Source organism: Streptomyces sp. NPDC051320, assembly GCF_040682175.1.
Lineage (GTDB): Bacteria > Actinomycetota > Actinomycetes > Streptomycetales > Streptomycetaceae > Streptomyces.
In genome coordinates, this window is record NZ_JBFBAL010000012.1 from 205,802 (window position 1) to 229,375 (window position 23,574).

The following is a 23,574-nucleotide window of genomic DNA, read 5'->3' on the forward strand; positions in this document are numbered from 1 at the left end:
GCCGCGGCACCGAGCGGCCGACCATGGGATACAGGACCCGTCCCGAGGAGGTTGCCTTGTCCGCCGAAGCGCAGGAGGCCCTGCCGTTCGACGCGGCAGCCGTCGACATGCTGCTCGGAGACACCATGGCCGGCGTCGGAATACTCGACACCCGGCTTCGCTACCTGTACGTCAACCCGGCACTCGAACGGCTCAACGGCATCCCGGCCGCCGCCCACCTGGGCCGGACCATCTCCGACGTACTGCCCGGCATCGACGCGAAGGAGGACGTGCTGCGCGAGGTGCTCGAGGACGGGCAGCCCCGCGAGGTCACGACGAGCGGACGCACACCCGCGTCATCGGGCCCGGAGACCCGCTACTGGCACGGCGTCTACCACCGTCTTGAGCGGGACGGACGCGTATGGGGCCTGTTCGGCATCGCCCTGGAGGTCAGTGCCGACGTGCACCAGCAGGAGCGGCTCGAGCAGGCCCGGCGTCACCTGACCCTGCTGGACACCGCCTCCACCAGCATCGGCACCACCCTCGACATGGACACCACCTGCCGTGAGCTCGCGGAATTCGTGGTGCCGGACCTCGCCGACGCGGCGAGCGTCGAGATCTTCCCCCCGGAGGTCGGCCACTCCGTCCGGCCCGCCCCGATCGGGGTGGTGCGGCTGCGCAGGGCGGGGATGGCCGCCGTTCCGAGGCTGCGGGAGGCGGTGAAGCGGTTCGGACGGCCGGGGCAGTACGTGGACTACCAGGAGGGCGGGGCGATTCCCCGCTGCCTGGCGACCGGCCGACCGGTCCTGATCAATATGTACAGCGACGAGCAGATCAGCGTCTCCGCTCCCAACCCCGAGCGGGTCGCCGCCTACCGGGCGCTCGGCTTCCACTCGTCGTGCGTCGTGCCGCTCACCGCGCGGGGCCGGCCGTTGGGCTCCTTGACGCTCGTACGGGCCGACGGCTCACCCGAATTCACCGATGACGACGTGGTGGTGGCCCGGGAACTGGCGGGCCGGGCCGCGATCGATCTGGATCACGCCCGGAGGTATGCCCGCGAGCGCGGCATCGCCCTGGAACTCCAGCGTTCGCTGCTCTCCGAACCGCACGAACCCCACCCGCACGTCGAGGTCGCCACCCGCTATCTGGCGTCCGGCCCCGGTGCGATGGTCGGCGGCGACTGGTTCGATGTGCTGCCGCTCTCGGATGCCCGCCATCTGAAGGTGATGGGCGATGTGATGGGCCACGGGGTGGAAGCGGCGGTCGCCATGAGCCATTACCGCTCGATGCTGCGGGTGCTGGCCGTCGACGACCTGTCACCGCACGTCATCCTGGGACAGCTCGACCGCATGGTCGAGAGATCCGGGTTCGACCGGGCCGCCACCTGTCTGCTCGCGGTCGTCGACCGGTTCCGCGGGGTGTGCGAGGTGGCGAGCGCCGGTCATCTGCCGCCGGTGCTCATCGGGCCGGGGCCCGGCGCCCGGATCGCCGAGATACCGGTAGGGCCGCCACTCGGCACCGGGCTGGGCGGGTACGAGGTCACCACGCTGCCCTGTCCCCCCGGAGCCATCCTGTTCATGTACACCGACGGCCTGGTGGAGCGCCGCGGTGAGGACATCGACGTGTCCCTCGGGCGGCTGACCGGTCTCAGCTTGCCTGCCGGTGGCGGCCTGGAGGATCTGCTGGACGAGGTACTGGATCGATTCGGCCGGCATGCGGAGGACGACATCGCCGTCCTCGCCTCGCGGACCCGGCAGCCCGGCCGGCCCGCGCCGGCCGGCCCGCCCGGCGGCGAGGCCGGACTGAGGCCGGGCGAGGACGATCCGTTCAGGCGTGGTTCTCGGCCTGGAACATCCAGCGCTGCTTCTCGAGCTCCGCGGTCAGCCCGATCAGCAGATCCTGGCTGACCGGGTCGGGCTGGTCGGTGGCGGCGATCCGCTCCCGCATCCTGGTGATCGCGCCGCCCAGTGCGTCCACCAGGAGGGCCACCACGTCGTCGTCCGAGATCCAGCCGGGGGCAGGCTCGGGCAGCTCGGTCGTCTTGGCCAGCGCGGTGACGCGCCCGTCGGGTGCGACACCGATCGCGGAGCAGCGCTCGGCGACCGTGTCCGCGTAGTCGCGGGAAGCGGTGACCACCTCGTCGAGCTGCAGGTGGACGGAGCGGAAACGCGGCCCGACCACGTTCCAGTGGACCTGCTTGGCCAGCAGGGAGAGACCGAGCAGGTCCACCAACGCGCCCTGGAGGGCGTCCCCGGTCGTCTCCCGTGCGGCGGCGGGCAGCGTGCTCTTCACGGTGTCAGTCATCGGTGCGTGCTCCCTTGTGCTCTCACTCGGTGCGTGCCACTTCGTGGAGTGGCTGGTACGTGTCATTTCGGCTACCCGCCGATCCGGACGGCACGCATCCGGGCCGGCCCGCCCGGACGGTGGCCACCCGGCGCCGTCACTTCGCGTCGGCGTAGCACTCCGCCACCGCCGTGGTGAACGGGAACCGCACCGGGGTGTCCCCGAAGGCGATCCGGCCGGCCAGTTCACCGGCTGCCCGGATCGCCTCAGCCACCCGCCGGGTCTCCTCCTGCGGGCAGTGCACGATCACCTCGTCGTGCTGGAAGAAGACGAGTTCGGCCCGGAGGCCCGCCGTGTGCAGGGCCCGGCGCAGTGCGGCCAGCATCAGCGACGCCCAGTCGGCCGCGCTGCCCTGGACCACGAAATTCCGGGTGAAGCGGCCCCAGGCCCGCGCGTCCGAGGATGCGCGCCCCGGGCCTCCGGGTTCCTGGGCGTCCTGCGGGATACCTGCCTCTCCCTCGTCCTCGGCGCCGGCCACCCGGGGACTGGTGCGGCCCAGCCATGTGCGCACCAGCCGCCCCTCCTCGCCCGCCCGCGCCGCGTCGTCGACATAGGCGACGGCCGCGGGGAACCTGCGCCGCAGTGCGGCGAGGTTCTTCAGCCCGTCCCCCGAGGTCTGCCCGTAGATCGCGCCGAGCAGTGCGACCTTCGCATGGTCGCGGTCCCCGCTGAAGGCGCGGTCGGAGAGCGCGCTGTACAGATCCCCGTCATGTCCGGCCACCTCCATCAGGCCCCGGTCGCGGGAGATCGCGGCGAGCACCCGGGGCTCCATCTGGTCGGCGTCGGCCACCACCAGACGCCATCCGGGGTCCGCCACCACGGCCCGCCGGATCACCTTGGGGATCTGCAGCGCCCCGCCGCCGTTGGTGGTCCACCGGCCGGAGACCGTCCCGCCGGGCTGGTACTCCGGCCGGAACCGGCCGTCGCGCACCCAGTCCTGCAGCCAGCCCCAGCCGTGCGCGGTCCAGATCCGGTAGAGCTTCTTGTACTCGATCAGCGGCTCCACCGCAGGATGGCCGATCCCCTGGATCTCCCAGCGGCGCGTCGATTTCACTTTGATCCCGGCCTGGGCGAATGCCTTGATGACGTCGGCGGGCAGCTCGGGTCTGACCCGTCGTCCGAAGGCCGCCGACACCTCGTCGGCCAGCTCCGCCATCCGGCGGGGCTCACCGCCGCCCGCGTACCGCTCGCCCAGCAGCTCGTCCAGGACCGCCCGGTGCACATCCGCCCGCCACGGCAGTCCGTCGCGGTTCATCTCGGCGGCCACCAGCATCGCCGCCGACTCCGATGCGGTCAGCAGCCGCATCCGGTCCGGGTGTTCGGTGGTGTCGTGCCGCCGCAGCTGGTCCGCGTACACCTCGAGCAGCGCGTCGAACGGGACGTGCACCGGAGCAGGCTCGAAGAGTGAGGACTGCGACCCCGGTTCGGCGGACCGCGGTCGCGGATCGGGTGGCACCGGGGCGTTGCGCAGCCGCGCCCAGGCGGCCGCCGCGGAACGCGGTTCGCCGTACCGCCCCGCATGGCCGAGCAGCAGCAGCTCCGCTGCCTCGATGTCGTAACACCGTTCGACGCGCACCCCGGCGGCCAGCAGCCGCGGATAGATCCCGGAGGTGGAGCGCCATACCCAGCGGCCGGTCGCGGGCCGTGCGCGGACCGCTTCCACCAGGTCGGGCTCGCGAAGGACGCCCCCCACGGGCAGCCCGTCACGGCCGAGCCGCGCCAGATGCGCCCCGCCGCCCTCGGCCGCCGCCAGCGCCCACCGCTCGGCCAGGGGAGGCTCGGTCGTGGGGCGCTCGGTCATGAGAGGGAGTGTCGCAGCAGGCACTGACAATCCGCCGGTACCGGACGCGGCTCAGGCCACTGCGCGGAACCGGGCGGCCGCCTGGCCACGCGATCCCGGCCCCCAGCCCGGCGAGGAGGTTCGTGACGGGGAACTTCACCGTCGACTCGCTGATGTGCAGTTCGTCGGCGATGGCCCTGTCGCGCTGCACGCGGGCCGGATGACCGAGCACCTCGAGCTCGCGGCTCCCCCGTGCACCCAACGGATCGGCGTCCGGCGCATCGTCACGATCGCCGACCGGCGGGCGGCCGATGTGGGCATCCCCTTCCCGGCCGGCGGCGGCGGGCGCCCACCGGACGACCGGCGAACCTGGTGCTGACGGGGTGAGCCGGTGCGGGGCGGGCCCGTCGTCCGGGCCGCGCCCCCGCTCGTCTACCCGTCGCCGGTGGCGTACGGATTCTCCTCGCCGTCCGCCAGGACGCCCACGAAGGGGTCCCCCTCGCCAGCGAAGACGTACGCCCCGCCCTCGATCCGCCGGATGAGCCCGCGTGTCCACTCGGCACCGGTGTCCGCCGAGTGCACCCAGAGATTCATGATCTCGCCGATGTGGCCCAGCTGCTGGGGCCCCTGCTCGGGGATGTAGTGCCGGGTGACCTCGGTCCGCCACGCCTCGATGGCTCGCACCCGCTCGTTCAGCAGCCCGACGGCCTCGGCACGCTCCAGGTCGACGATGAAGCCGAGAGCCGCCGACATCACGTCCATTTTCTGGTCGTAGGTGACCAGGGCCTCGCGCAGCAGCCTGAAGTACTCCGCCCGCCCGGTGGACGTGATCTCGTACTCGGTGCGCGGCGGCCCGCCCGCGGTGCTCGGCGCGATCTCATGAGCCAGCAGGGAGCCCTGTTTCGCCAGCTGTTTCAGGGCGTGGTAGATCGACCCGGGCTTGGCGTTGGACCACTCGTGGGCGCCCCAGTACTCGAGGTCGTTGCGGACCTGATAACCGTGTGCACGCCCATGCTGGCGGACCGCTCCGAGGACGAGCAGACGGATCGCTGACATGCGGGCCAGACTAGCGATCCGCCGGGCCCGGGCCACCCGGCGGGGCGGACGCTCAGGTGTTCTCCGTACCGTTCGCGGCGGCGGTCATCACGTCGTCCAGGTCGTGCAGGGCCTGGTCGGCCGCCGCGCCGGTCTCCGTGTTGTCGGGGTCGGCGCCCACCCCCATGAACAGCTCGATGACACGGCCGATGGCCGCGTCGATGGGGGATGCTTCGGTGAGGAGTGTCTCGTCGGTCATTCCTGGCCTCGCTCTCGGGTCGGGCAGGTGCGGTGATGGGTCGTCCCGGCGCTCGCCGCTTCGCGGTTCGCCCGCCGGGTGCTGCGCCGTGGCGCGTCAAAGGGCGTTGGCCGCCCGGAAGATGTGGGCGAACCCGGTGATGCTGGCCCGCCCCTGGAAGGCGACGTATTCGGGGATCACCAGGTCGGGGCCCCACTTCTCCTTGTAGGCGAGCTGGGTGGCTGCCGGATAGATGGACTCGCCGTGTTCCCACAGGAAATGCATCAGCCAGTTGAATCCCGGACTGGCCGCCGGGCGCTCGAACTCCGGCCGCAGGGAGGTGAAGGGGGTGAACCCGAAGTGCAGCCACGGGACGCCCTCATCCCGGAAGGTCCTCATGGCGAAGTCGTTCAGGGACTCCATGATTCCCGGTGAGCCGCCGGGGCGCCGCCGGCACAGGTCGTGCATCCAGCCGGACCTGGTGCCGTACACCGGGGAGTACGAGATGTAACCGACCAGTTCGCCGTCGATCAGTCCGAGGAAGAGCCGCCGGTGCCGCTGCGCCGGGCCACCGTACTCACCGACCAGGTACTCCAGCATGCGCGCGTGCTCACCCTTGCTGGGCAGCCACACCTCGTCGATGGCCCGCATACCGCTCTCCCAGTCGGCGAGTTCGCCCTCCACGACGGTGAGGCCGTTGCGGGCCGCCTGCGAGATCTTGTTGCGCAGCTTCATGAAGCGGTGCCCGGCCAGCGTGTATGCGGCCAGATCGACCGCATACGAGGCACCCACCTGGTTGACGGTGAAACCGTGCTGCTCATAGCGGTCGGCGTCGAACGCCTGGAGCTGCACGGCGACCACCGGCCGGTCCTGCTCCGCCGCGAAGGCGGTGAACGCCGTCAGCAGCTCGGCGTACGACTCCTCCGGTGCGAAAGGGCCGCCGAACTGCACGACGTACCTGCTCGTGGTGCGGTAGGCGATGAAGCCCGGCCGCCCCGGGAGGGTGAAGTGCGAGTTCCCGGAATTCGCAGCCAGGAAGGCGCTCGGATTGTCCGCGTCCGAGTATTCCCGCAGAGAGCGGAGAATGATGTCGTCAATTTCGATTGTTTCAGTCATCATCGCCGTCCTGGATATTGCCGTCCTGGATTTCGATCCACTAGCGGTACTCCATATTTTTTACCGATGCGATCCCCCCTTGGCAAGGGGCTTCGGCGCCTCATCCAGGATTTTCGCTGCGCCGTCAGCCGGGCGTCAGAATGGCGAAGCCGCCGAGTCAGTGGCTTGTCAGCGGAATATCAGGAGCGGCCAACGATAATCGGCCTCACATGTCTTTTTCCGCCTGGCAGGAGGATTCCGATGGAACCTACGGATGCCCGCTCTTCCCTACGATGCCTGATCATTGCCAATCCGGCCGCGGGGCAGGTTTCGCAGCGGCTGGCGGAAGACGTGGCCGAGCGGTGCGCGGTTCTGGGGGTGGCGGCGCGGACGCGCTGGACCTCCGCCCGCGGAGACGCCGCCCGGATCGCGGAGGAAACGGTGCGCCGCGATCAGTCGGGGGATGCCGCCGACGAACGCTTCGTGGTGATCGTGGCCATCGGCGGTGACGGGACGGTCGCCGAGGTCGTCGCCGGTATGACCCGGGCCGCGGCCGTGGCCCTGCCGCACGCCCTGTTCGTGGTCCCCGGGGGTACCGGCAATTCCAACTACCGTGCGCACTGGGGCGACCGCCCGTGGCAGGAGGCGCTCAGCACTGCGCTGGGCGGCCCCCGGGTCCGGCCGCGCATGCTGGACCTGGCCGGCATCGCCGAGCTGGACCGCGTCGCGCTGCTGGGGGCGGGCGCCGGGCTGAGCGCACTCGTCCTGGAGGGCATCGCCGGCGTCGGGTCGGCCGGTGCCCAGCGGCTCCAGGCCGGACTGGAGCGGGTGATGGGGCAGTTCGAGCCGTACCCCGGGCGGGTGGTGGTGGACGGCTCGGTGATCCACGAGGGGCGGACGGTCTTCGCCAACGTGGGCGGTGGACGCTACCGCGCCTGGCAGTTCCGGATGATGCCGCACTCCCTCCTGGACGACGGCCTGCTCGACGTGTGCGTGGCTGACGCCGCCTACCGGCCCGCCGACCTCCAGGCCGAGCTGCGCGCGGGGTCGCACACCCGCTCTCCGCACGTGGTCTACGCCCGGGGCCGGGAGGTGGTCATCGAGCGTACCGACGGAGCCCCGCTCTGCTTCGAGCACGACGGCGAGCTGTTGCCGCAGACCGGGTCACGGGTCACCCTGCGGACGCTTCCGCAGGTGCTGCCCGTGCTGTGCGACCCGGAGACCGATGGCAGCGGGTTCACCGGGCACCCGGAGGCCGGGCGCACGGAGTCCCGGACGGGGGCCGGCCAGTGGTGACGCTGACGGAGGAGCTCTCGCAGTGGGCCTGCGCGACCCGGCTGGATGCTGTGCCGGACCGGGTGGTGGCCCTCGCCAAGAGCCAGGTTCTTTCCCAACTGGCCGCTGTCCGCGCCGGGCTGGCCCACCCCTTGGGCCGGCGTCTGGTTCGCGCCTTCGGGCCGCCGCTGCAGGCCGACGCCGCACGTGGTGCCCGCGTGCTCGCCGGACTGGGGTCCTGGCTGAACCTCGACGACACCGCCTACGCGGGCCACCTGTCGAACTCCACGGTTGCCGTCCCGCTGGCATACGCCAGGGCCCGCGGCCTGGACGGTGCCGATCTGCTCACCGCGGTCGTCACGGCCAACGAGTGCGCCGCGCGGGTGACTGCGGCTGCCACCCTCGGGCCCTTCCGTGGTCAGACCGCCGCACACACCAGCCTGGTGGGAGGAGTCGCGGGGCGGCTTCGGGCCGAGGGGGCGCCGGCCGAACGCTGGGCGGACGCCTTCGGTCTCGCGCTGTCCATGCCGCCGTGGACGCTCTTCCCCGCTTATGTCGGCAGCGACGCCCGCGCGCTCGGTGCCCTCGTCCCGGTCGGCATGGCGATGGACGCCTGCGACGCGGCGGACGCCGGCTTCGCCGGGCTGCGTGACGTCATCGAGCACGAGGACGGCTTCCTGGCGAGGTTCGCCACGGTGCCGCTGCCCGAGGTGACCACCGCGGGCCTGGGCGTCCGCTGGCACACCGACACCCTGTCCTTCAAGGTCCGGCCGGGAGGCCCGGGAATAGACGCCGCCGTCGACTGCGCGCTGCAGCTGCACCGCGAACTCGTGCCCGGTGGTGGCCTGTTGGACCAGGCAGCGGTGACCGGCGTGGTGGTGGACGCGTCCCTGTACACGGTGCGGGTGGACCGGACGAGCCGTCCGTACATGGCCGGTCCCGCCACCCCGGCGGGCGCGCTGCCGCTGTCCATGGCCTACGCGGTCGCCACGGCGCTGCTGCGGGGCGATCTGACGACCGCGGACTTCGTGGCGCCGGCCGTCCACGAGGCGGCGCGCTGGGCCCTGGCCGGGCGGATCACGGTGGTGCACGACCAGCGGATGACCGGTGAACTGTTCTCCTCCGTCGCACCGTTCGGAGAGGCCTTGCGACAGGCCGGCGAACGGGCGAAGGACTTCACCGCCCGCTTCACCGCCGACGCGGGGACCGCCACGGCGGGCGGCGCACCGGAGACCGATGGCCCCGCGATCAATGGTCCGGGGACCACCGGACCGGTCGACCCGGCGGCGTCGCTCGAAGGCTCGACGAAGCTGACGCCCGCCCGGGTCACCGTGCGGATGGCGGACGGGCGCACCGTCACCAGGGAGGGCGGCATCCCGGTCGGCGCCGCCGGCCCGGAAACCAGCCGCACCCACCCCGAGCTCGTGCGCGCCAAGTTCCTCGCGCAGGGCGGAGACCCGGGTACCGCGGACGTTCTCGCGGACCTGGAGCACGCCGACGCGGCGGACCTGGCGCATGCGCTGGAGTCAGCGCTGGCGCCCGGCGCGAGCACCGGGCGCGTCGCAGGCTGAACGGGACGGGGTCGCCGTCACCGGTTTCCGGTGCGCACCGTGGGTTCCCCGGCCGCCGGCACGGTCGGGGGGACCGCGGCGCGCACCGGTGCTTCGCCGGCGGGCCCGGGCTCCTGGCTGTCGCGGACCTCGGTCCTTGCCAGGGCGGCGTACCGCTCCGGGCGCGCGGAGCGCATCCACAGCCCGTAGGCCACACCCACCGCCGTCGCCACGACCAGCAGCCACGGCAGCGCGTGCACCACGGGATTGGTGGTGCCGGTCAGTACGGAGAAGTTCCGCACGAGCAGCACCACGGACACCGTGAGCCCGGCGAAGCCCAGCAGCGGGGCCAGCGCCGTGCGCCACCAGTGCCGGTCCGGCCGGTTGCGGAAGAAACCGACGACGGACAGCGCAGCCGCCGCCTGGAGCACCACGATGCCGAGGGTGCCGACGCCCAGCATGCTGGTCGCCAGGTTGGTGTACGGGTCGAGTCCCGCGAGGGCGAAGACACCCACCAGTACGACGGTCAGGGTCGTCTGCACCATGCTGGCCACGTGCGGCGCGTTGTGCCTGGGGTGGATCGCGTCCAGCCGACGGGGCAGTACCCGTTCGCGGCCGAGCACGTACATGTAGCGGTTGGCCGCGTTGTGCAGGGCGAGCACACCGGCGAACAGGCTGGTGCACAGCAGGATCTGCATGGCGGTGGTGGCCGCCCCGTCGAGGTAGTCGTCGCTGAGCCCGAAGAACATGTTGCCCAGTTGGGTGCCCGCGACCTTGCGCAGGCTGGACGGGCCGATCGCGCCGACCGCGATCCAGCTGGTGAATGCGTAGAAGACGGTGATGGTGATGACCGAGATGTACGTCGCCATCGGAACGCTGCGCTTCGGGTTGCGCGATTCCTCGCCGTACAGGGCGGCGGACTCGAAGCCGATGAACGACGCGAACGCGAACATCACCGTGACTCCCGCGCCGGCGCCGAAGACCGTGTGCGGTGCGAAGGAGGTCGGCGGCATGGCGCCACCGCCGTGCCGGATGAGCACCGCGATGTCCAGCAGCACCAGGATGCCGACTTCTCCGGCCAGCAGGATCTGGAGCACGCGGGCGCTGAAGTCGATCCTGCGGTAGCCGAGAACAGCCATCGAGGCGACGCTCAGCAGCGCCCACCACTCCCAGCGAACGTGCAGGCCGTGCGCCTCGCCGACCAGATTGGCGAAGTACGAGAAGGTGCCGACCATGCCGACGGTGGCGGTGTTGTAGGAGAGGGCCGCGACCAGTCCGGCGCCGACGGCGGGCGGGCGGCCCAGGCCGGTGGAGACGTAGGTGTAGAAGCCGCCGGCGTTGACGATTCTGCGGCTCATAGCGGCGTAACCCACCGAGAAGCACAGCAGAGTGACACCGGCGAACAGGAACATCGCCGGGACGCCGGGCCCGTCGCCGATGGCGAAGGCCAGCGGGACGGTACCGACCAGGGCCGCGAGCGGCGCCGCCGCGGCCACGACCATGATGACGATCTTTCGGGTGCTCAAGGTGGGACGCAGGCGCTGTTCCGGGCCCTTGTCTGTGGTCGTTGCGAGCTTTTCGGACATGGCGAAGCCCCGCTTGGATGAGGGGTGGAGTGGGTGTGGTGGTGCTCTCGGCCGGGGCCGGGAGCACGGGGGGGCGAGCACGCGCGACCGTAGGGGTCGGCGGGCCGCGCCTCGGAAGCCGGCCGGGGCCGGGCGTCAGGCGGGAGCCAGTACCAGTGCGGCGTTCTGGCCACCGAACGCCGCGGACTGGCTGACGGCCAGGGCCGGGGCACACGGACGAGCCGTGGTGGGCACGTCGAGCTTGATCCGCTCGTCCAGAACGGTGAGGTTCGCGGTGGGCGGCACGATGCCGTGTTCGATGGTGAGGACGGTCAGCGCCGCCTCCACCGCGCCCGCCGCGCCGAGCATGTGGCCGGTGACGCCCTTGGTCGACGTGACCAGTGTGTCCGGACCAAGAACCCGTTCGATCACCGCTGACTCGACCAGGTCGTTCAGCTGGGTCGATGTGCCGTGCGCGTTGACGTGCCCGATGTCACTCGGGCCCGCTCCGGCGTCCAGCAGGGCGGAGCGCAGCGACTGTTCGAGGCCACGTCCGTCGGGGGCGGGCGCGGTGACGTGGTGGGCGTCGGCGGACATCCCGAAGCCGACCACCCGGGCCCGCACCCGCGCCCCACGGGCCCGTGCGTCGGCCACTCGCTCCATGACGAGTACGGCCGAGCCCTCGCCAGCGACGAACCCGTCCCGGGCGGCGTCGAACGGGCGGGAGGCGGCCGCCGGGTCATCGTGCCGGGCGGACAGGGCCCCCATCTGCGCGAAGCCGGCGATCACCAGGGGGGTGACCATCGCTTCGGTGCCGCCGGCGACGACGATGTCGCACCGGTTGAGGTTGAGCAGGTCGCGGGCCACACCGATGGCGGTGGCGCCGGAGGCGCAGGCGGTGGCCACCACCAGACTCGGGCCGGTGGCGCCCAGTTCGATCGACACCTGGCCGGCCGCCAGGTTCGACAGGTGCATGGGCAGTACCTGCGGGGACACCTTGCGTGCGGACCGTTCCATCAGCACCCGCTGCTGCGCCTCCAGTGTGGCCGCACCGTATCCGCCGCAGCCGAGGACCACCCCGACCCGGGTGCCGTCCCAGGCCGAGGGGTCCAGGCCCGCGTCGGCCAGCGCCTCGCGGACAGCGATGATCGCGAACTGCACGAACGGGTCGAGCCGGCGCGCCACCCGCCCGCCGAGCAGCGCCACCGGGTCGAAGTCCTTGACCCGGCAGGAGATCCGGACCAGGTTGTCGGCCAGCGACGGGTCGGCCGCGGCGGTGGGCAGGCCCGAACGGACCCTTTCCCACGACGCGGTCACCCCGATGCCGGCCGGGGTGACCATGCCGAGGCCGGTCACCGCTATGTCGCGGTCCGACATCACGCCACCTTGGCGCCGCGGGCCGTGACAGCCTCGACGATCGCGCCGACCCGCCACAGCTCGACGAGCTCCTCGTCGCGCAGCTGCACGCCGAACTTCTCCTCCAGCGCGAGTGAGAGCTCGACGAGTTCGAGTGAGTCGAACTCCAGGTCTTCCAGGCTCGCTTCGGGGGCGACCCTGTCTGCGGGCACCTGGAACGAAACGATCAGCAGTTCCTTGATTTGCTCGTACACCGGTTCTCCTCGTTCGGTTCGGTCCATCGGTTCGGTTCAACGGGTGGTGGGTTGCGGGCGGATGCCCGCGGGGTTGCGGACGTGCCCTAGTCGCGGTGGGCCGCTGTCTCGGTCAGTGCGGTCACCTCGGGCCATACGAGGGTGGTCGCGGCCCAGGTGAGCCCCGAGCCGAAGGCGACCAGCAGAGCCCGCTGGCCGGGGAGCAGGTCCCCGGACACCGCGGACTCGGCGAGCAGCAGCGGGATGGAGGCGGCGCCGGTGTTGCCGACCCGGTCGATGTTGGCCAGCCGGCGTTCCGGTCCGATGCCGAGCTTGTCGGCGACCGAGTCGCAGATCCGGGCGTTGGCCTGGTGCGCGGCCAGCCGGTCGACGTCGCTGACGTCCCATCCGGCCAGGCGGAGTGCGTCGAGCGAGGCCTGCCGCATGTGCTGCACGGCGTGCCGGTACGTCTCCTTGCCGCGCATCTGCAGGTACTGGTCCGCCCGTTCGGGTACGGTCCCGGCAGAGCGCTGCCGGGAGCCGCCGGCCGGTACCTGGAGCAGCTCGGCCAGTTCTCCGTCGCTGCCCAGCACGCATCGGCCTATCGCACCGGGCTCGTCGGGCTCGCCCGCCCGCAGTACCACCGCGCCGGCCCCGTCGCCCAGGATGGCCGCGGTGTCGCGGTCCAGCGGGTCGCGGATCGTGCTCAGTGTCTCGGCGCCGATCACCAGCACCCGCCGGGCGGTGCGGGTGGCGATCAGTCCGGACGCGAGGGAAAGGCTGTAGAGGAACCCGGAGCAGGCGGCGGTGACGTCGAAGGAGCCGACGCCGGTGAGGCCGAGCCGGGAGGCGACCGCGGGCCCGGTGGCGGGGCAGCAGTTCCAGTCGGGCGTGGTCGAGGTCATCACGACCGCGTCCACCCGGTCGTAGCCGTCGGCCTTGAGGGCCAGCCGGCCTGCCTGCACGGCCAGGTCTCCGGTGGAGGTCGGTGACTCGACGTGCCGGCGCTCGCGGATCCCGATCCGTTCCCTGATCCAGGTGTCGGAGGTGTCGAGACCTTCGGAGATCTCGTCGTTGCTGACGGCCCGGGGCGGCAGGCAGGCGCCGATCCCGGTGATCACCGAGGCGGGGGCGGTCCGAGCGGTGGGCCGTCCCATCACCGCTCCGGCTGCGGGGTGCCGAGGCCCATGTATGCCATCCGTACATCGGCCATCTCGTCGGTCCACTGCTCGGCCATCGCGTAGCGCTCGTCCGGCAGACTGTCGAGCAGCAGCCGGCCCGGCCAGACCTCGTACTCCTTCAGCAGGTCGGTGTGGGCACGCATACCCTCCTGGAAGAGGTGTTCGCGCGGCATCACGATCTCCTTGTCGGGAACCTCGTTCCACAGCTGCCGGCCCTGTTCGAGGATCCGGTCGAGCCGCGGCCGGTAGCCGGGGTTCTCGATGAGCGCCTCGCGGATGATGGTGCTGCCGACGGTGAGGTGCCGGATCTCGTCGATGGCCGCGCCGTGCGCGATCTCGCCCGCCGCCGGGTCGAGCAGGTCCCATTTGCGCTCACTGAGTTCGGCGGCCGGTGCCAGCACGCCCTCCACGACGATGGTGAAGATCGCCACGGCCCCGATGAAGTCCTCGGGGTCGCTGACGATCGGCAGCGCGAACTCCTCGAGCGGATCGAGCACCCGCTTGCGGTAGTCGTCGGCCAGGTCCGCGACGTAGGTGAGCAGTTCCTTCTCCGGTATGCCCAGTTCGACCAGGTGGCGGCGGAAGACCATGGCGTGCCGGGTCTCGTCCACCAGTTGGGTGGCGAAGAACTCCATCTGCGGGATGTTCGGCGCGTTCGTCACGTAGTGGCCGAGGATCCGGGTGGCGCGTTCCTCGGAGACCGACCGCAGGCCGAGTTCGTGAATGAGCGCATCGCGCAGCGGGCCGGGCTCACGCATGTGCTCGGGGGTGGCGGCCTGCGCGCTGTGCCCGGTGTCGACCCGGCCGGCCAGCGTGCCCTGGGCCACGCCGCGCAGCCAGTAGGCCAGGTTGCAGTGCTCCGGCGTGAGGATGAGTTCCTTGGCCCCGTCGAGCAGCCCGGGGGCGGTGCTCCAGTCGGTCTCCGGGGGGATGCCGGTGGGTTTCTGGGTGGTCATGGCGGTTTCTTTCCTTTCGCCGGCCGGCCGATCTGGCCACGGCCGGGCGGGAGGGGTCAGTCCAGCGCCCTCGCGCTGGTCCGGTCCGGGTCGTGTCGGTTGCTGCGGCGTTCGTTCACCTCATGGATCTCCGCGCCGAACAGCCGCCCGTCGAAGTTCAGCAGCGGGCTGCCCGCGCCGTTGCTGCCCTCCGTCACCTCGGCGATCAGCAGTTCGTGGTCGCCCGCCGGGTGGCAGGCGGTGATCCGGCAGGAGAGTGTGGCCAGGGTGTTGCGCAGCGCCGGGGCGCCGGTGACCGGGTCCGGCTGCCAGTCGAGCAGGGCGAACTGGCCGTAGTTCGGGGTCCTCGCCGGATTGGCGAACCAGTCGGCCACCAGGGCCTGCCGGCTCGTCAGCAGCCCGGCGGTGAACGTGCCCGCTTTGCGGGCCAGTTCGGTGAAGGTGGAGCCGTTCCGCAGGCATACCGAGATCAGCAGCGGGTCGCGGGAGACGGCGCCGACGGCGCTGACCGTGGTGCCGTGGACGGCGCCCTGGTGTGCCGCGGTGAGGACGCACACTCCGGTGGCCAGCCGGCGGGCGGCGGCACGGCGGGGTACCGCCGGGCCACCACCCGTCGCTGGTGCAGGCAGCGGTCCGGCGGGGGTTACCGCCTCAGCGCTGCTGTTCATGCGTGGCTCGGATCACGAGGCACGCGCTGGTCCCGGGGGAGGGCGGCCGGCGGGGCGTCCTCCTTGTGTGTGGGCGTGAGGCTCCCGATCAGCCGCTGGAAGGCCGGATTCGGTTCGGGTTCGAAAGGCAGCCCGAACGGCTTGAGGAAATTACCGAAGATCCCCCGGTCGCCGAACAGGTGGAAGGGAATGGCCAGCAGCGCCCATTCCGGCTTGACCAGCCAGATCCACAGACCGACCACCGCGCTCTGGGTGAGCAGACTGTGCATGGTGTTGTAGGCGATGTAATAGCCCTTGTGGATACGGTGATCGGGGCTGCGGTGGTAGGCGATCGCACCGGGGATGTATCCGATGACGTCGATGTAGAAGAACAGAACGGCGGCGAGCACCCAGTCGATGTCGCCGGCGTTGGCGATGATCAGGCCGGTCGACACCAGGAAGCCGACGAGGTACTCACCGCGGTGCAGACGGAAGGTCGTCGGGGTCTCGAATTGGTTCGCGTGGTCCATGGTGGCCTCCTTCACCGGCTCCCGGAGCCGACTCCCAGGTCGGTTGCGGTCGGTTCGGTTGCTGTCAGGTCGGTGGCGGTCCGGCCGCTCTCGCCGACCACTCGCGCTCCGTCGAACATGCCGACGACCGCACGGGCGATGGTCTCCTTGATCACCTGTTCGGCGATCGGGTCGAGGATGCTCTCCATGCTGGCGATGCCGAAGTCGAAGTCGGCCCGGAAGCGCACCGTGCAGCCACCACCGGCCAGCGGCTCCAGCTGCCAGGCCCCGGACATCTCGTCGAAGTCGCCCTCGACCTGCTCGAACTCGATGCGCCCCGCGGAGCGCAGGAACTTCTCCTGCTCGGTCCAGCACAGCAGTCCACTGCGGAAGTTCAGCTCCCAGCTCGACTCTCCCGTGTCGTGCGGCAGAGTCCGGTGCACCTGGGTGGATTTCACATGCCTGGTGAGACCCGGGTACAGCTCGAACCGGACCAGCTCTGCGTAGACCGTGTCCGGTTCCACCGCGTCGATCTCGGCGTTCAGTTCAACCCTTCGCATCGTGGGTCAGCCGCCTTCCGGCATCCGGGCGCGGCGATCGACGAGATCGCGGGTCGCGCGGTCGAGGGAGTCGAGCAGGAATTCCACCTCGGCGTCGCCGAGCAGCGCGGGTGGGGTGAAGCGCACCACCGAGCTGCCGGTCATCGAGTGGTTGGCGACGACGCCGTTGTTGAACAGTTCGAGGAGCAGTTCGCCCGCCAGGCCGGCGTCTGCGAACTCCATCCCGATGAGCAGGCCCTGGCCGCGGACGTCCACGACGAGTTCCTGGCAGTTCTCCCGGACGATGCGCTCGATGTCCGGCAGCAGCCGTTCGCCCAGCACCTTCGCCCGCTGGACGAGTCCGTCCTCCTGGATGGCGGCGATCGCGCCCTGCACCCCGGCCATCAGCAGTGGGGCGCCGGAGAACGTTCCGGTGTGGATGAAAGGGTCCTTGTCGAAGGGCCGGAAGGTACGGGCGTCGGCGAGGGCCGCCGAGACCGGTACCACGCCCCCGCCCAGCGCCTTGCCGGTGAGCAGGACATGCGGCGTCACGCCGTACAGGTCCGCTCCCCACCAGGCGCCGAGGCGCCCCAGACCGGACTGGATCTCGTCCAGGATGAGGAAACCCTCGTACCTGCGCACGAGGCGTTCGACGGCCGGCAGGTAGCCGGTCGGCGGCAGGATGACACCGCCCTCGCCCTGCACGGGCTCGACGATGACGCAGACCTCGCCCGGGTACGCGGCCAACTCCTTCTCCAGAGCCTCCAGGTCGCCGAACGGAACGTGTGAGACGTTCGGCAGCAACGGCCGGAAGGGCGCCTGGTACACCTCCTTGGCGGTCGCCGACAGCGCCCCGAGGGTCTTGCCGTGGTAGCCCTGGCTCATCGACACCAGGCGGCGCCTGCCGTTGGCGCGGGCCAGTTTCAGGGCGGTCTCGACCGCCTCGGCGCCCGACAGGGAGAAGTGCACCCGGTCCAGGCCGGCCGGTGCCACCGCGAGCAGTGCCTCGGCGGCGCGGGCGACGGCCGGCTCCAGCAGGATGCGGGTGGCGACCGGGTGGGTGTCCAGCTGCCGCTGGACCTCCCGGAGTACGCGCGGATGGCGAGCGCCCATGATGAGGACCCCGTAGCCGCCGCAGTTCAGCAGCCGTTCGCCGTCACTGGTGTGCACCCAGGAGCCCTCGGACGCGATCTCCATATGGCCGCCGAAGAGGTCGGCGACGGTCGCCCGGCCCTTGCTGAGGTGCTTGCGGTAGAGATCGAGGATCTCTGCTTCGCCGTCGTCCGAGCGCGTGGCGCTCTCCGCTTGAGCGGTCATGACCTCTTTCCCTGCCGTGAGTGACGTGAGTGACGTGAGTGACGTGAGTGCCGTCCGGGAGCCGGTCGCGCGGGCCGGCCGGTCATGCCATGACCAGCGGTCCGCCGGCGATGAAGTCCACCAGCGCCTCCGCCGTGCTGCTGCGGGACGGCGGGTGGAAGGCGAGGGGGCGCACGGCCGAGGCCAGGTACGCGGTCTCCGGCGAGCCGATGAACGCCATGCCGCCGAGCAGCTCGACGGCCAGTGCGGCTGACTGGACGAGCAGTTCCTGGACCGCGAAGCGGGTCACCAGGGTGCCGGCCACGGTGGCCTCACTGATCTCGCCCTCCCGGATGGTCCTGGCCATGCCCTCGGTCAGCTCGATCGCGGCCTCGGTGCGCAGGGCGAGCGTGGAGCGGTCGGTCACCGAGCCGCGGCCGCGCTCCAGCACCCGGGCGGTCAGCGCGGAGGCGACACCGGTGTACGCGGCGGTGATGAGAAGTTCGAACCAGATGAAACCGGCGGTCTGGAGATCGTCGAAGCGGTCCGGGTCGTCGGCGGTGGCGCGGACGAACAGGCCCTCATCGACGAAGACGTCCTTCAGCCGTACCTCGTCGCTCTCGGCGCCGCCCATGATCTCGCTGGACCAGAACGGGTGCCGGGTGATGCCGGGCGAGTCGGCCGGCAGCAGGGCCATGGCCAGCTCCGGTACGCCGTCCTGCCCGGGCAGGGCCACTCCGATGGTGAGCAGGTCCATCGACTGCGACAGGCTGCACGGTTTCTTCGAGCCGTTGACCAGGAAACCGCCCTCGACCGGGGTCGCGGTCATGGACGGGTTGAGGATGTTCTGCTCGGTTCGGCCCTCCGCCCAGCCGGAGGCCATCAGCAGCCGCTCGGGTGCCACACGGCGCATCAGAGCGGCCTGCCCGTCGGTGAGCCGGGTCAGTTCGGGGTCCAGGGCGAGCAGGGTGGCCACCGTGAAGTGGTGCATGGTCGCGGCGGCGCCGAGCGACGGCGAGTGGGCGCCGATGGCGCGCATCACCCGGACCGCCTCCAGCGGGTCGGCGTCCCGGCCGCCGAGTGCGGCCGGCACCAGCAGCGCGGCCCCGTCGTGCGCCCGGAACAGGTCGATGACCTTGCTGCCGGGGCGCTCCCGCTCGGCGAAGGGAATACCGTTGAGCGCGTCGATCAGTCCCGGGTGGTGTTGCTCGCAGACGGCGATGGCCGTGTCGAGGGAACGCATGGAATCAAGCCTCCGTGGGAGATGTCAGTACTCGAAGACCGCGGCACGCGGCGAGACGTCGGGGGCGATGCTCACGCCCTGAAGCCGCGAGGTCTTGAGCATCGGGTAGTTGGCTTCGCCGAAGACGCCGCTGGTCAGGCCGGTGCCACCGTGCGTGGGCAGGTAGGGGACGGTGCCGATGTGCGAGTCGTTGATCTTCAGCAGACCGCCGTTGCGTACCCGGCGGACGAAGTGGTCGACGACCTCGGAGCCGGCGCTCCACAGCGAGTTGCGCAGCCCGTAGACGTTGGAGTTGACGAAGTCGATCACCCGGTCGAGCAGGACATCGTCGGGGGCCGCCGGCGGCACCACCACGGGGATCAGCGGGAAGAACGTCTCCAGCCGCACCACGTCGAGTTCGCGCGGGTCACCGGGGCCGTCCACCCGGACCACGGTGGGTTCCAGGAACACACCGGCCTCGGAGGGCGTGCCGTCCAGTTCCACCCGCCGTCCGCCGCAGATGATCTTCGCACCCGCGTCGGTGGCCTGCTCGAGCAGGGCGAAGAAGCGTTCGCTGCGGCGCACCGGCGAGAGCAGCACGTCGTCGTCCTCGGGGAAGCCCGGCTTGACGTCGGCGGCGAGCCGGGCCACCCGGTCGAGCAGGTCGTCGGCGATGTCGGGGTGGGCGACCACGCCGTTCGGCACCATGCAGATCTGGCCCGAACCGTAGAACGCCTCGGTGATCGCCTCGGCGGCGTGGTCGAGGTTCGCGTCCTTCCACACCACCAGGGTGTCGTTGCCGGCCAGTTCGAGGACCGGCTTCTTGCCGTGGGCCACGCACTCCTGCTCGAAGCGCATGCCCTGGGCACTGTCGCCGAAGTAGAAGATGTCATTGACCCCGGGATGTGCCAGCCAGCGGTCGATGATCTGCCGGGGCCTGCCGCAGATCAGGTTCAACGTGCCTGCCGGAGCACCGAGTTCGGCGAGTATCGGAGCGACGAGTTCGCGCAGGATGTACATGGTGCTCAGGGCGATGCTGCGCGGCGCCCGCACCACCACCGTGTTCCCGGCCATCAGCACCAGTACGGCGAGCGCCGCCATCGACGCGGGCGCGTTCTGCGGTGGGTTGAAGCACACCACACCGTCGGGCTGCCGGCGCACGATCAGCCGACGGCCGCCGTGCTCGAACTCCTGGTGCATCTGCCGGGCGTACCACTCGCGGTTGGTGTCCCCGAACAGCGTGAGCAGGCCGGTCAGTTCCCAGCGGGCGAGCTTGCGCGGGTGTGCCTCGGCGGCCAGCAGATCCATCAGCCGGTCCCAGTGCTCCAGCAGCCGCTCCCGGAAGAGCCGGCCGAGTTCCAGCCGGTCGGCCAGTGGCACGGCGGACCACTCGCGGACGGCGCCGGCCGCCGCGTCGGTGGCCGCGTCCACGTCGGCATCGGCGACCATCGCGCAGCGGCCCACCACGTACGGGTGCTGGGCGGCCGCGGATGACGGGTCGGGGTCCTTCTCCAGGGCCCGCTTCAGCTTCAGACTGGTGAAGACGTCCTCGAGCAGAGAACGTGAACTGACCGTGTACACCCAGCCGGTGCCGTCGACATCCTTGTCGCCGATGTACGAGCCGTAGCTGAGCAGGGGTGCCGTCCTGGCCGTCAGGCCGTCAGGCGTGGTGTCTTCCACTGTCGTGGTCTCCTCGTGGAGGGGCGGGCGCGGCGCGGTGTGCGAGTCACCAGGAAGGGGTGTCGACGATCTGCACGACGGCGATGGTGAAGCTGTGACCGACACCGACTCCGACGAGCAGCACGTGGTCGCCCCGGTTCACCGCACCGGTGCGCAGCAGGTGGTCCAGGCCGGCGAACTGGTCGGCGCCGCCCATGTGGCCCGTGACCCGGCCCACCTCCCAGAGCGACTGCTTCTCGGAGAAGCCGAGCGCGTCGTAGTTCTCTGAGCGACCGCCACCGCGGTGGATGAACGGAAGGACCGCGCGGGAGACGTCCTCCAGGCCGACGCCTGCCTCGTCGAGGGCGCTGGTGACGGCCCGGGCGAGCGTCGCCTCGTAACGCTCCCAGGCGCCGACGGCACCGGGGGTGGTGGCGAACGCCTCGAGCCGGCGCATGATGCGGATCGGAAGTTCCGTGCCGGGTGCGGTGCGGAACTGCTCCGCACCGCGGCCGGCGGGCTCCAGTGAGCTGTCGCCGATCGACACCAGGGAGACGATCTTCGCCACGCCGCCTTCGGTGGAGACCGCCAGAGCGCCGGCGCCGTCGCCGTAGATCAGGTTGGCCTGCTCGTTCCACCGGTCCATGGCCGGCGCGGCGAACCGGTCGGCGGTGGTGACCAGCGCGTGCTTGCCACTGCCGGAGGCCAGGTGGGACACGGCGAACTGGAGGCCTGCCATCGCGCAGTTGCTGCGCTGCTGGACGTCGACGGCGAAGGTGTGCCGGCCGGCGCAGTTGCCGGCCACGTAACTGGCGGCCGCCCACATGTCGAGGCCCTGGAACCACACGCTGCCGTGCAGCAGCAGGTCGAATCGGTCGGCCCCGATACCGGACCTTGCGACGGCCTCCCGGCCGGCCGCGACGGCCATGTCCGGAGGCGCCACGTCGTGGGACATGCCGATCGACTCGTATCCGAGGTCGCTGTGCGCCTCGTCCACCAGCCCCTCGGCGATGGCCTCGGCCACCGGCTTGGCCACCGGCAGGCTGACGCCGGTGCTCGCGATGAAGATGTCCTGGGTCAGACGCATGGTTGCCGTTCCTTCGTTCCGTAGGGCATTCGTCGGGCGGGGCGGGTCCGCTGGGGACCGTCCGTCGGGCGGCGGTCGGCCTACCAGGTGACGGGCAGCCTGTTCAGGCCGTAGACGAGCGAGGTGTCGCGGAAGGAGAGGTCCTCCTCGGGCACCGCGAGCCGCAGTCCGGGCAGGCGGTCGAAGAGGGTGGTCAGCGCCATCTCCATCTCGGTGGTGGCGAGGGTGGCGCCGAGGCAGTAGTGCGCGCCGTGGCCGAACGTCAGGTGCTGGGAGGCCTGTGCACGGTGAATGTCGAAGCGGGCGGCGTCGGGGAACACCGTCTCGTCGTGGTTGGCGGCCGGGATGGCCAGGACCACCGGATCGCCCTTGGCGATATGCACTCCGCCGAGCTCCATGTCGTCCGCGGCGACGCGCACGATGTTGTCCTGCGAGATCGCCCAGAAGCGCAGCATCTCCTCGACCGCGGGCCGGATCAGTGCCGGATCGGCCTTGATCTCCGCGAGCTGGCCGGGGTGCTGGAGCAGCGACAGGATGCTCAGGCCGAGCTGGTTGGCGCTGGTCTCGTGACCGGCCACGAGCACCAGACGGACCATGCCGACCAGGTCCTCGTGGGTCAGCTTGCCGGCAGCCACGAAATCGGCGCACAGCCGGCCGATCAGGTCGTCATCGGTGCCCTCCGCCGCCTTGCGGACGGCGAGTTGGTCGAGATATTCCGACATGCCGATCTGCGCGCCGATCGCCTGCTCCGGCGTGACGTCCTGGGACAGGCCGATGGTGGTCTGCTCCTTGAGCTGTGCGATGTCCTCGTCGGGCACGCCGAAGATCCTGGCGATCACCAGGCACGGCAGCGGGATCGCGAACTCGGCGGCCAGGTCGACGGGTTGGGGGAGGGCCTCGAGATCGTCGATCAGCTGGTCGATGATCTGCTGGATCCATGGCCGCAGTTCCCTGACGCTGCGCGCGGTGAATTCCGATGTGACCATGCGGCGCAGCCGGCCGTGCTCGGGCTCGTCCATGCGGATGAAGGAGAACAGCCGGGGAATCCGGGGCACCAGCAGCCGGTGCGGCATGAGCGGGTCCGACTCGTCCATGCTCATCCGGGGGTCGCCCATGGCCTCGCGCACGTCCGCATGCCGGGTCAGGATCCACGGCAGGGTCCCGTCGGGCAGTCGCACCCGGCGGGGCGGGCCGTCGCGCAGCTCGGTGTAGGCCGGCGGCGGGGCCATCGGGCAGGTGCGGGACATCGGGAAGTCGCGTATTTCTTCCTCGGTATCCGACATGGTATTTCCCCCGGATCGAAGTCGACTGCCGAGTCGGCTTTTACCGGCTCGTCAGTCATGCTGCCCGGCCGGGCTGATCCTGCGCTGATACGCCGCTGACCGCCGACCCCCATTACCTTCGAGGTAATGATCCAGGCCGTCACCTGTTCCGTTGCACCGCTGCTTACCTCGCACGTAATCGACGGGGAATTGGTACAGCGGGATGATGGCGGACGGAAAACATGTCCCGGCCGCAATGGCCGGGACTCGTCGCAGGGAAGGCAGCGCAAGCATGGTGGACACCGAGAAGCTCATGGAGCGCTATTCGGCGGTCTGGAACGAGCGTGACGCCCAGCAGCGGCACGATCTGGCGGTCGAGCTGTGGGCCGAGGACGGTGTGTACGTCACCGGCGCCAACGAGCACCGCGGCAACGCGGCCATCGAGGCGGCGGTCACCACGGCGTACAACGATTTCCTCAGCCAGGGGTTCACGTTCCGTCTCGCCGGCGATGTCGCCGCGCACCATCAGGGGGTGAAGTTCGTCTGGCACATGACCCCGGAGGGCAGTGACGAGGCCGTGGCCATCGGCCACGAGTTTCTGCTGATCGGTGAGAACGGCCGGATCACCCACGACTACCAGTTCATGGAGCTGCTGCCCGGCTCCTGAGCACGACCCTCACGCAGGGGCCTCGTTCGCCACGAACGGTATGCCGATCGCGGTGCCCATGTTGATGCCCCAGAAGCCGACCGGCCCGCCGGTACCGATC

General features: G+C 70.8%; 24 protein-coding genes. 5 read left to right on the top strand and 19 right to left on the bottom strand.

Going from position 1 to position 23,574, the window contains the following annotated elements; genetic code table 11:
• The first annotated feature begins 107 nt into the window (after positions 1 to 107).
• Complete coding sequence (locus AB0M87_RS25650) at positions 108 to 1,886, top strand: SpoIIE family protein phosphatase (protein WP_365856863.1); 1,779 nt, start codon at positions 108 to 110, stop codon at positions 1,884 to 1,886.
• Here AB0M87_RS25650 and AB0M87_RS25655 read toward each other — a convergent pair.
• From AB0M87_RS25655 to AB0M87_RS25665, 3 genes are all read right to left on the bottom strand, one after another.
• Complete coding sequence (locus tag AB0M87_RS25655) at positions 1,807 to 2,283, bottom strand: DNA starvation/stationary phase protection protein (protein ID WP_365856803.1); 477 nt, start codon at positions 2,281 to 2,283, stop codon at positions 1,807 to 1,809. The two genes, AB0M87_RS25650 and AB0M87_RS25655, sit on opposite strands and share 80 nt — an antisense overlap.
• Before the next feature lie 136 nt (positions 2,284 to 2,419).
• Positions 2,420 to 4,093, bottom strand: a complete 1,674-nt coding sequence (locus tag AB0M87_RS25660; protein WP_365856865.1) for a bifunctional 3'-5' exonuclease/DNA polymerase — start codon at positions 4,091 to 4,093, stop codon at positions 2,420 to 2,422.
• Positions 4,026 to 4,334, bottom strand: coding sequence for a hypothetical protein (locus AB0M87_RS25665; protein WP_365856867.1), 309 nt, complete (start codon positions 4,332 to 4,334; stop codon positions 4,026 to 4,028). Before AB0M87_RS25665 ends, AB0M87_RS25660 begins: the two co-directional genes overlap by 68 nt.
• Here AB0M87_RS25665 and AB0M87_RS25670 point away from each other — a divergent pair.
• Positions 4,278 to 4,481 carry a hypothetical protein gene (locus AB0M87_RS25670; protein WP_365856869.1) on the top strand — a complete coding sequence of 68 codons (204 nt, stop codon included), beginning with the start codon at positions 4,278 to 4,280 and terminating at the stop codon, positions 4,479 to 4,481. The two genes, AB0M87_RS25665 and AB0M87_RS25670, sit on opposite strands and share 57 nt — an antisense overlap.
• A 53-nt stretch (positions 4,482 to 4,534) precedes the next feature.
• On the opposite strand, the gene AB0M87_RS25675 is transcribed toward AB0M87_RS25670, so the two are convergent.
• The 3 genes from AB0M87_RS25675 to AB0M87_RS25685 all read right to left on the bottom strand — a co-directional run bounded on the left by AB0M87_RS25675 (position 4,535) and on the right by AB0M87_RS25685 (position 6,491).
• Positions 4,535 to 5,158: a PadR family transcriptional regulator gene (locus tag AB0M87_RS25675; protein ID WP_365856805.1), complete on the bottom strand. Its 624-nt coding sequence runs from the start codon at positions 5,156 to 5,158 to the stop codon at positions 4,535 to 4,537.
• A gap of 52 nt (positions 5,159 to 5,210) precedes the next feature.
• Complete coding sequence (locus AB0M87_RS25680; RefSeq protein ID WP_365856807.1) at positions 5,211 to 5,396, bottom strand: hypothetical protein; 186 nt, start codon at positions 5,394 to 5,396, stop codon at positions 5,211 to 5,213.
• 96 nt (positions 5,397 to 5,492) lie between these two features.
• On the bottom strand, positions 5,493 to 6,491 hold the full coding sequence (locus AB0M87_RS25685; protein ID WP_365856809.1) for a DUF2156 domain-containing protein: 999 nt from the start codon (positions 6,489 to 6,491) through the stop codon (positions 5,493 to 5,495).
• A 240-nt stretch (positions 6,492 to 6,731) separates the two neighbouring features.
• On the opposite strand from AB0M87_RS25685, the gene AB0M87_RS25690 reads away from it, so the two are divergent.
• A complete protein-coding gene (locus tag AB0M87_RS25690) occupies positions 6,732 to 7,766 on the top strand; it encodes a diacylglycerol kinase family protein (RefSeq protein ID WP_365856811.1) in 1,035 nt (344 codons plus the stop codon).
• Positions 7,760 to 9,316: an MmgE/PrpD family protein gene (locus AB0M87_RS25695; RefSeq protein WP_365856813.1), complete on the top strand. Its 1,557-nt coding sequence runs from the start codon at positions 7,760 to 7,762 to the stop codon at positions 9,314 to 9,316. Before AB0M87_RS25690 ends, AB0M87_RS25695 begins: the two co-directional genes overlap by 7 nt.
• 17 nt (positions 9,317 to 9,333) lie before the next feature.
• On the opposite strand, the gene AB0M87_RS25700 is transcribed toward AB0M87_RS25695, so the two are convergent.
• The 13 genes from AB0M87_RS25700 to AB0M87_RS25760 all read right to left on the bottom strand — a co-directional run bounded on the left by AB0M87_RS25700 (position 9,334) and on the right by AB0M87_RS25760 (position 22,828).
• Complete coding sequence (locus AB0M87_RS25700; protein WP_365856815.1) at positions 9,334 to 10,821, bottom strand: APC family permease; 1,488 nt, start codon at positions 10,819 to 10,821, stop codon at positions 9,334 to 9,336.
• 195 nt (positions 10,822 to 11,016) lie between these two features.
• Positions 11,017 to 12,237, bottom strand: a complete 1,221-nt coding sequence (locus AB0M87_RS25705) for a beta-ketoacyl-[acyl-carrier-protein] synthase family protein (protein ID WP_365856817.1) — start codon at positions 12,235 to 12,237, stop codon at positions 11,017 to 11,019.
• Positions 12,237 to 12,470, bottom strand: coding sequence for a phosphopantetheine-binding protein (locus AB0M87_RS25710; protein ID WP_365856819.1), 234 nt, complete (start codon positions 12,468 to 12,470; stop codon positions 12,237 to 12,239). Before AB0M87_RS25710 ends, AB0M87_RS25705 begins: the two co-directional genes overlap by 1 nt.
• A gap of 86 nt (positions 12,471 to 12,556) precedes the next feature.
• Positions 12,557 to 13,606, bottom strand: a complete 1,050-nt coding sequence (locus tag AB0M87_RS25715) for a beta-ketoacyl-ACP synthase 3 (protein WP_365856821.1) — start codon at positions 13,604 to 13,606, stop codon at positions 12,557 to 12,559.
• Positions 13,606 to 14,586, bottom strand: coding sequence for a VlmB-like protein (locus AB0M87_RS25720; protein WP_365856823.1), 981 nt, complete (start codon positions 14,584 to 14,586; stop codon positions 13,606 to 13,608). The genes AB0M87_RS25715 and AB0M87_RS25720 overlap by 1 nt, the downstream gene beginning before the upstream one ends.
• 56 nt (positions 14,587 to 14,642) lie before the next feature.
• A complete protein-coding gene (locus tag AB0M87_RS25725; RefSeq protein WP_365856825.1) occupies positions 14,643 to 15,254 on the bottom strand; it encodes a flavin reductase family protein in 612 nt (203 codons plus the stop codon).
• Complete coding sequence (locus tag AB0M87_RS25730) at positions 15,251 to 15,763, bottom strand: hypothetical protein (RefSeq protein WP_365856827.1); 513 nt, start codon at positions 15,761 to 15,763, stop codon at positions 15,251 to 15,253. Before AB0M87_RS25730 ends, AB0M87_RS25725 begins: the two co-directional genes overlap by 4 nt.
• An 11-nt stretch (positions 15,764 to 15,774) precedes the next feature.
• Positions 15,775 to 16,302 (bottom strand): SRPBCC family protein, encoded by a 528-nt coding sequence (locus AB0M87_RS25735; protein WP_365856829.1) that lies wholly within the window; start codon positions 16,300 to 16,302, stop codon positions 15,775 to 15,777.
• A 6-nt stretch (positions 16,303 to 16,308) separates the two neighbouring features.
• The gene (locus AB0M87_RS25740; protein WP_365856831.1) at positions 16,309 to 17,598 is read right to left on the bottom strand and encodes an aminotransferase class III-fold pyridoxal phosphate-dependent enzyme; all 1,290 of its coding nucleotides are present in this window, start codon (positions 17,596 to 17,598) and stop codon (positions 16,309 to 16,311) included.
• Between the two features lie 82 nt (positions 17,599 to 17,680).
• A complete protein-coding gene (locus AB0M87_RS25745; protein ID WP_365856833.1) occupies positions 17,681 to 18,820 on the bottom strand; it encodes an acyl-CoA dehydrogenase family protein in 1,140 nt (379 codons plus the stop codon).
• Between the two features lie 24 nt (positions 18,821 to 18,844).
• A complete protein-coding gene (locus AB0M87_RS25750) occupies positions 18,845 to 20,479 on the bottom strand; it encodes an aldehyde dehydrogenase family protein (protein ID WP_365856835.1) in 1,635 nt (544 codons plus the stop codon).
• Positions 20,480 to 20,525: 46 nt separating this feature from the next.
• Positions 20,526 to 21,545 carry a ketoacyl-ACP synthase III family protein gene (locus AB0M87_RS25755; RefSeq protein WP_365856837.1) on the bottom strand — a complete coding sequence of 340 codons (1,020 nt, stop codon included), beginning with the start codon at positions 21,543 to 21,545 and terminating at the stop codon, positions 20,526 to 20,528.
• A gap of 80 nt (positions 21,546 to 21,625) precedes the next feature.
• Positions 21,626 to 22,828 (bottom strand): cytochrome P450, encoded by a 1,203-nt coding sequence (locus AB0M87_RS25760; RefSeq protein WP_365856839.1) that lies wholly within the window; start codon positions 22,826 to 22,828, stop codon positions 21,626 to 21,628.
• Positions 22,829 to 23,099: 271 nt separating this feature from the next.
• Here AB0M87_RS25760 and AB0M87_RS25765 point away from each other — a divergent pair, with 271 nt between their 5' ends.
• Positions 23,100 to 23,474 carry a nuclear transport factor 2 family protein gene (locus AB0M87_RS25765; RefSeq protein WP_365856841.1) on the top strand — a complete coding sequence of 125 codons (375 nt, stop codon included), beginning with the start codon at positions 23,100 to 23,102 and terminating at the stop codon, positions 23,472 to 23,474.
• Positions 23,475 to 23,574 lie beyond the last annotated feature (100 nt).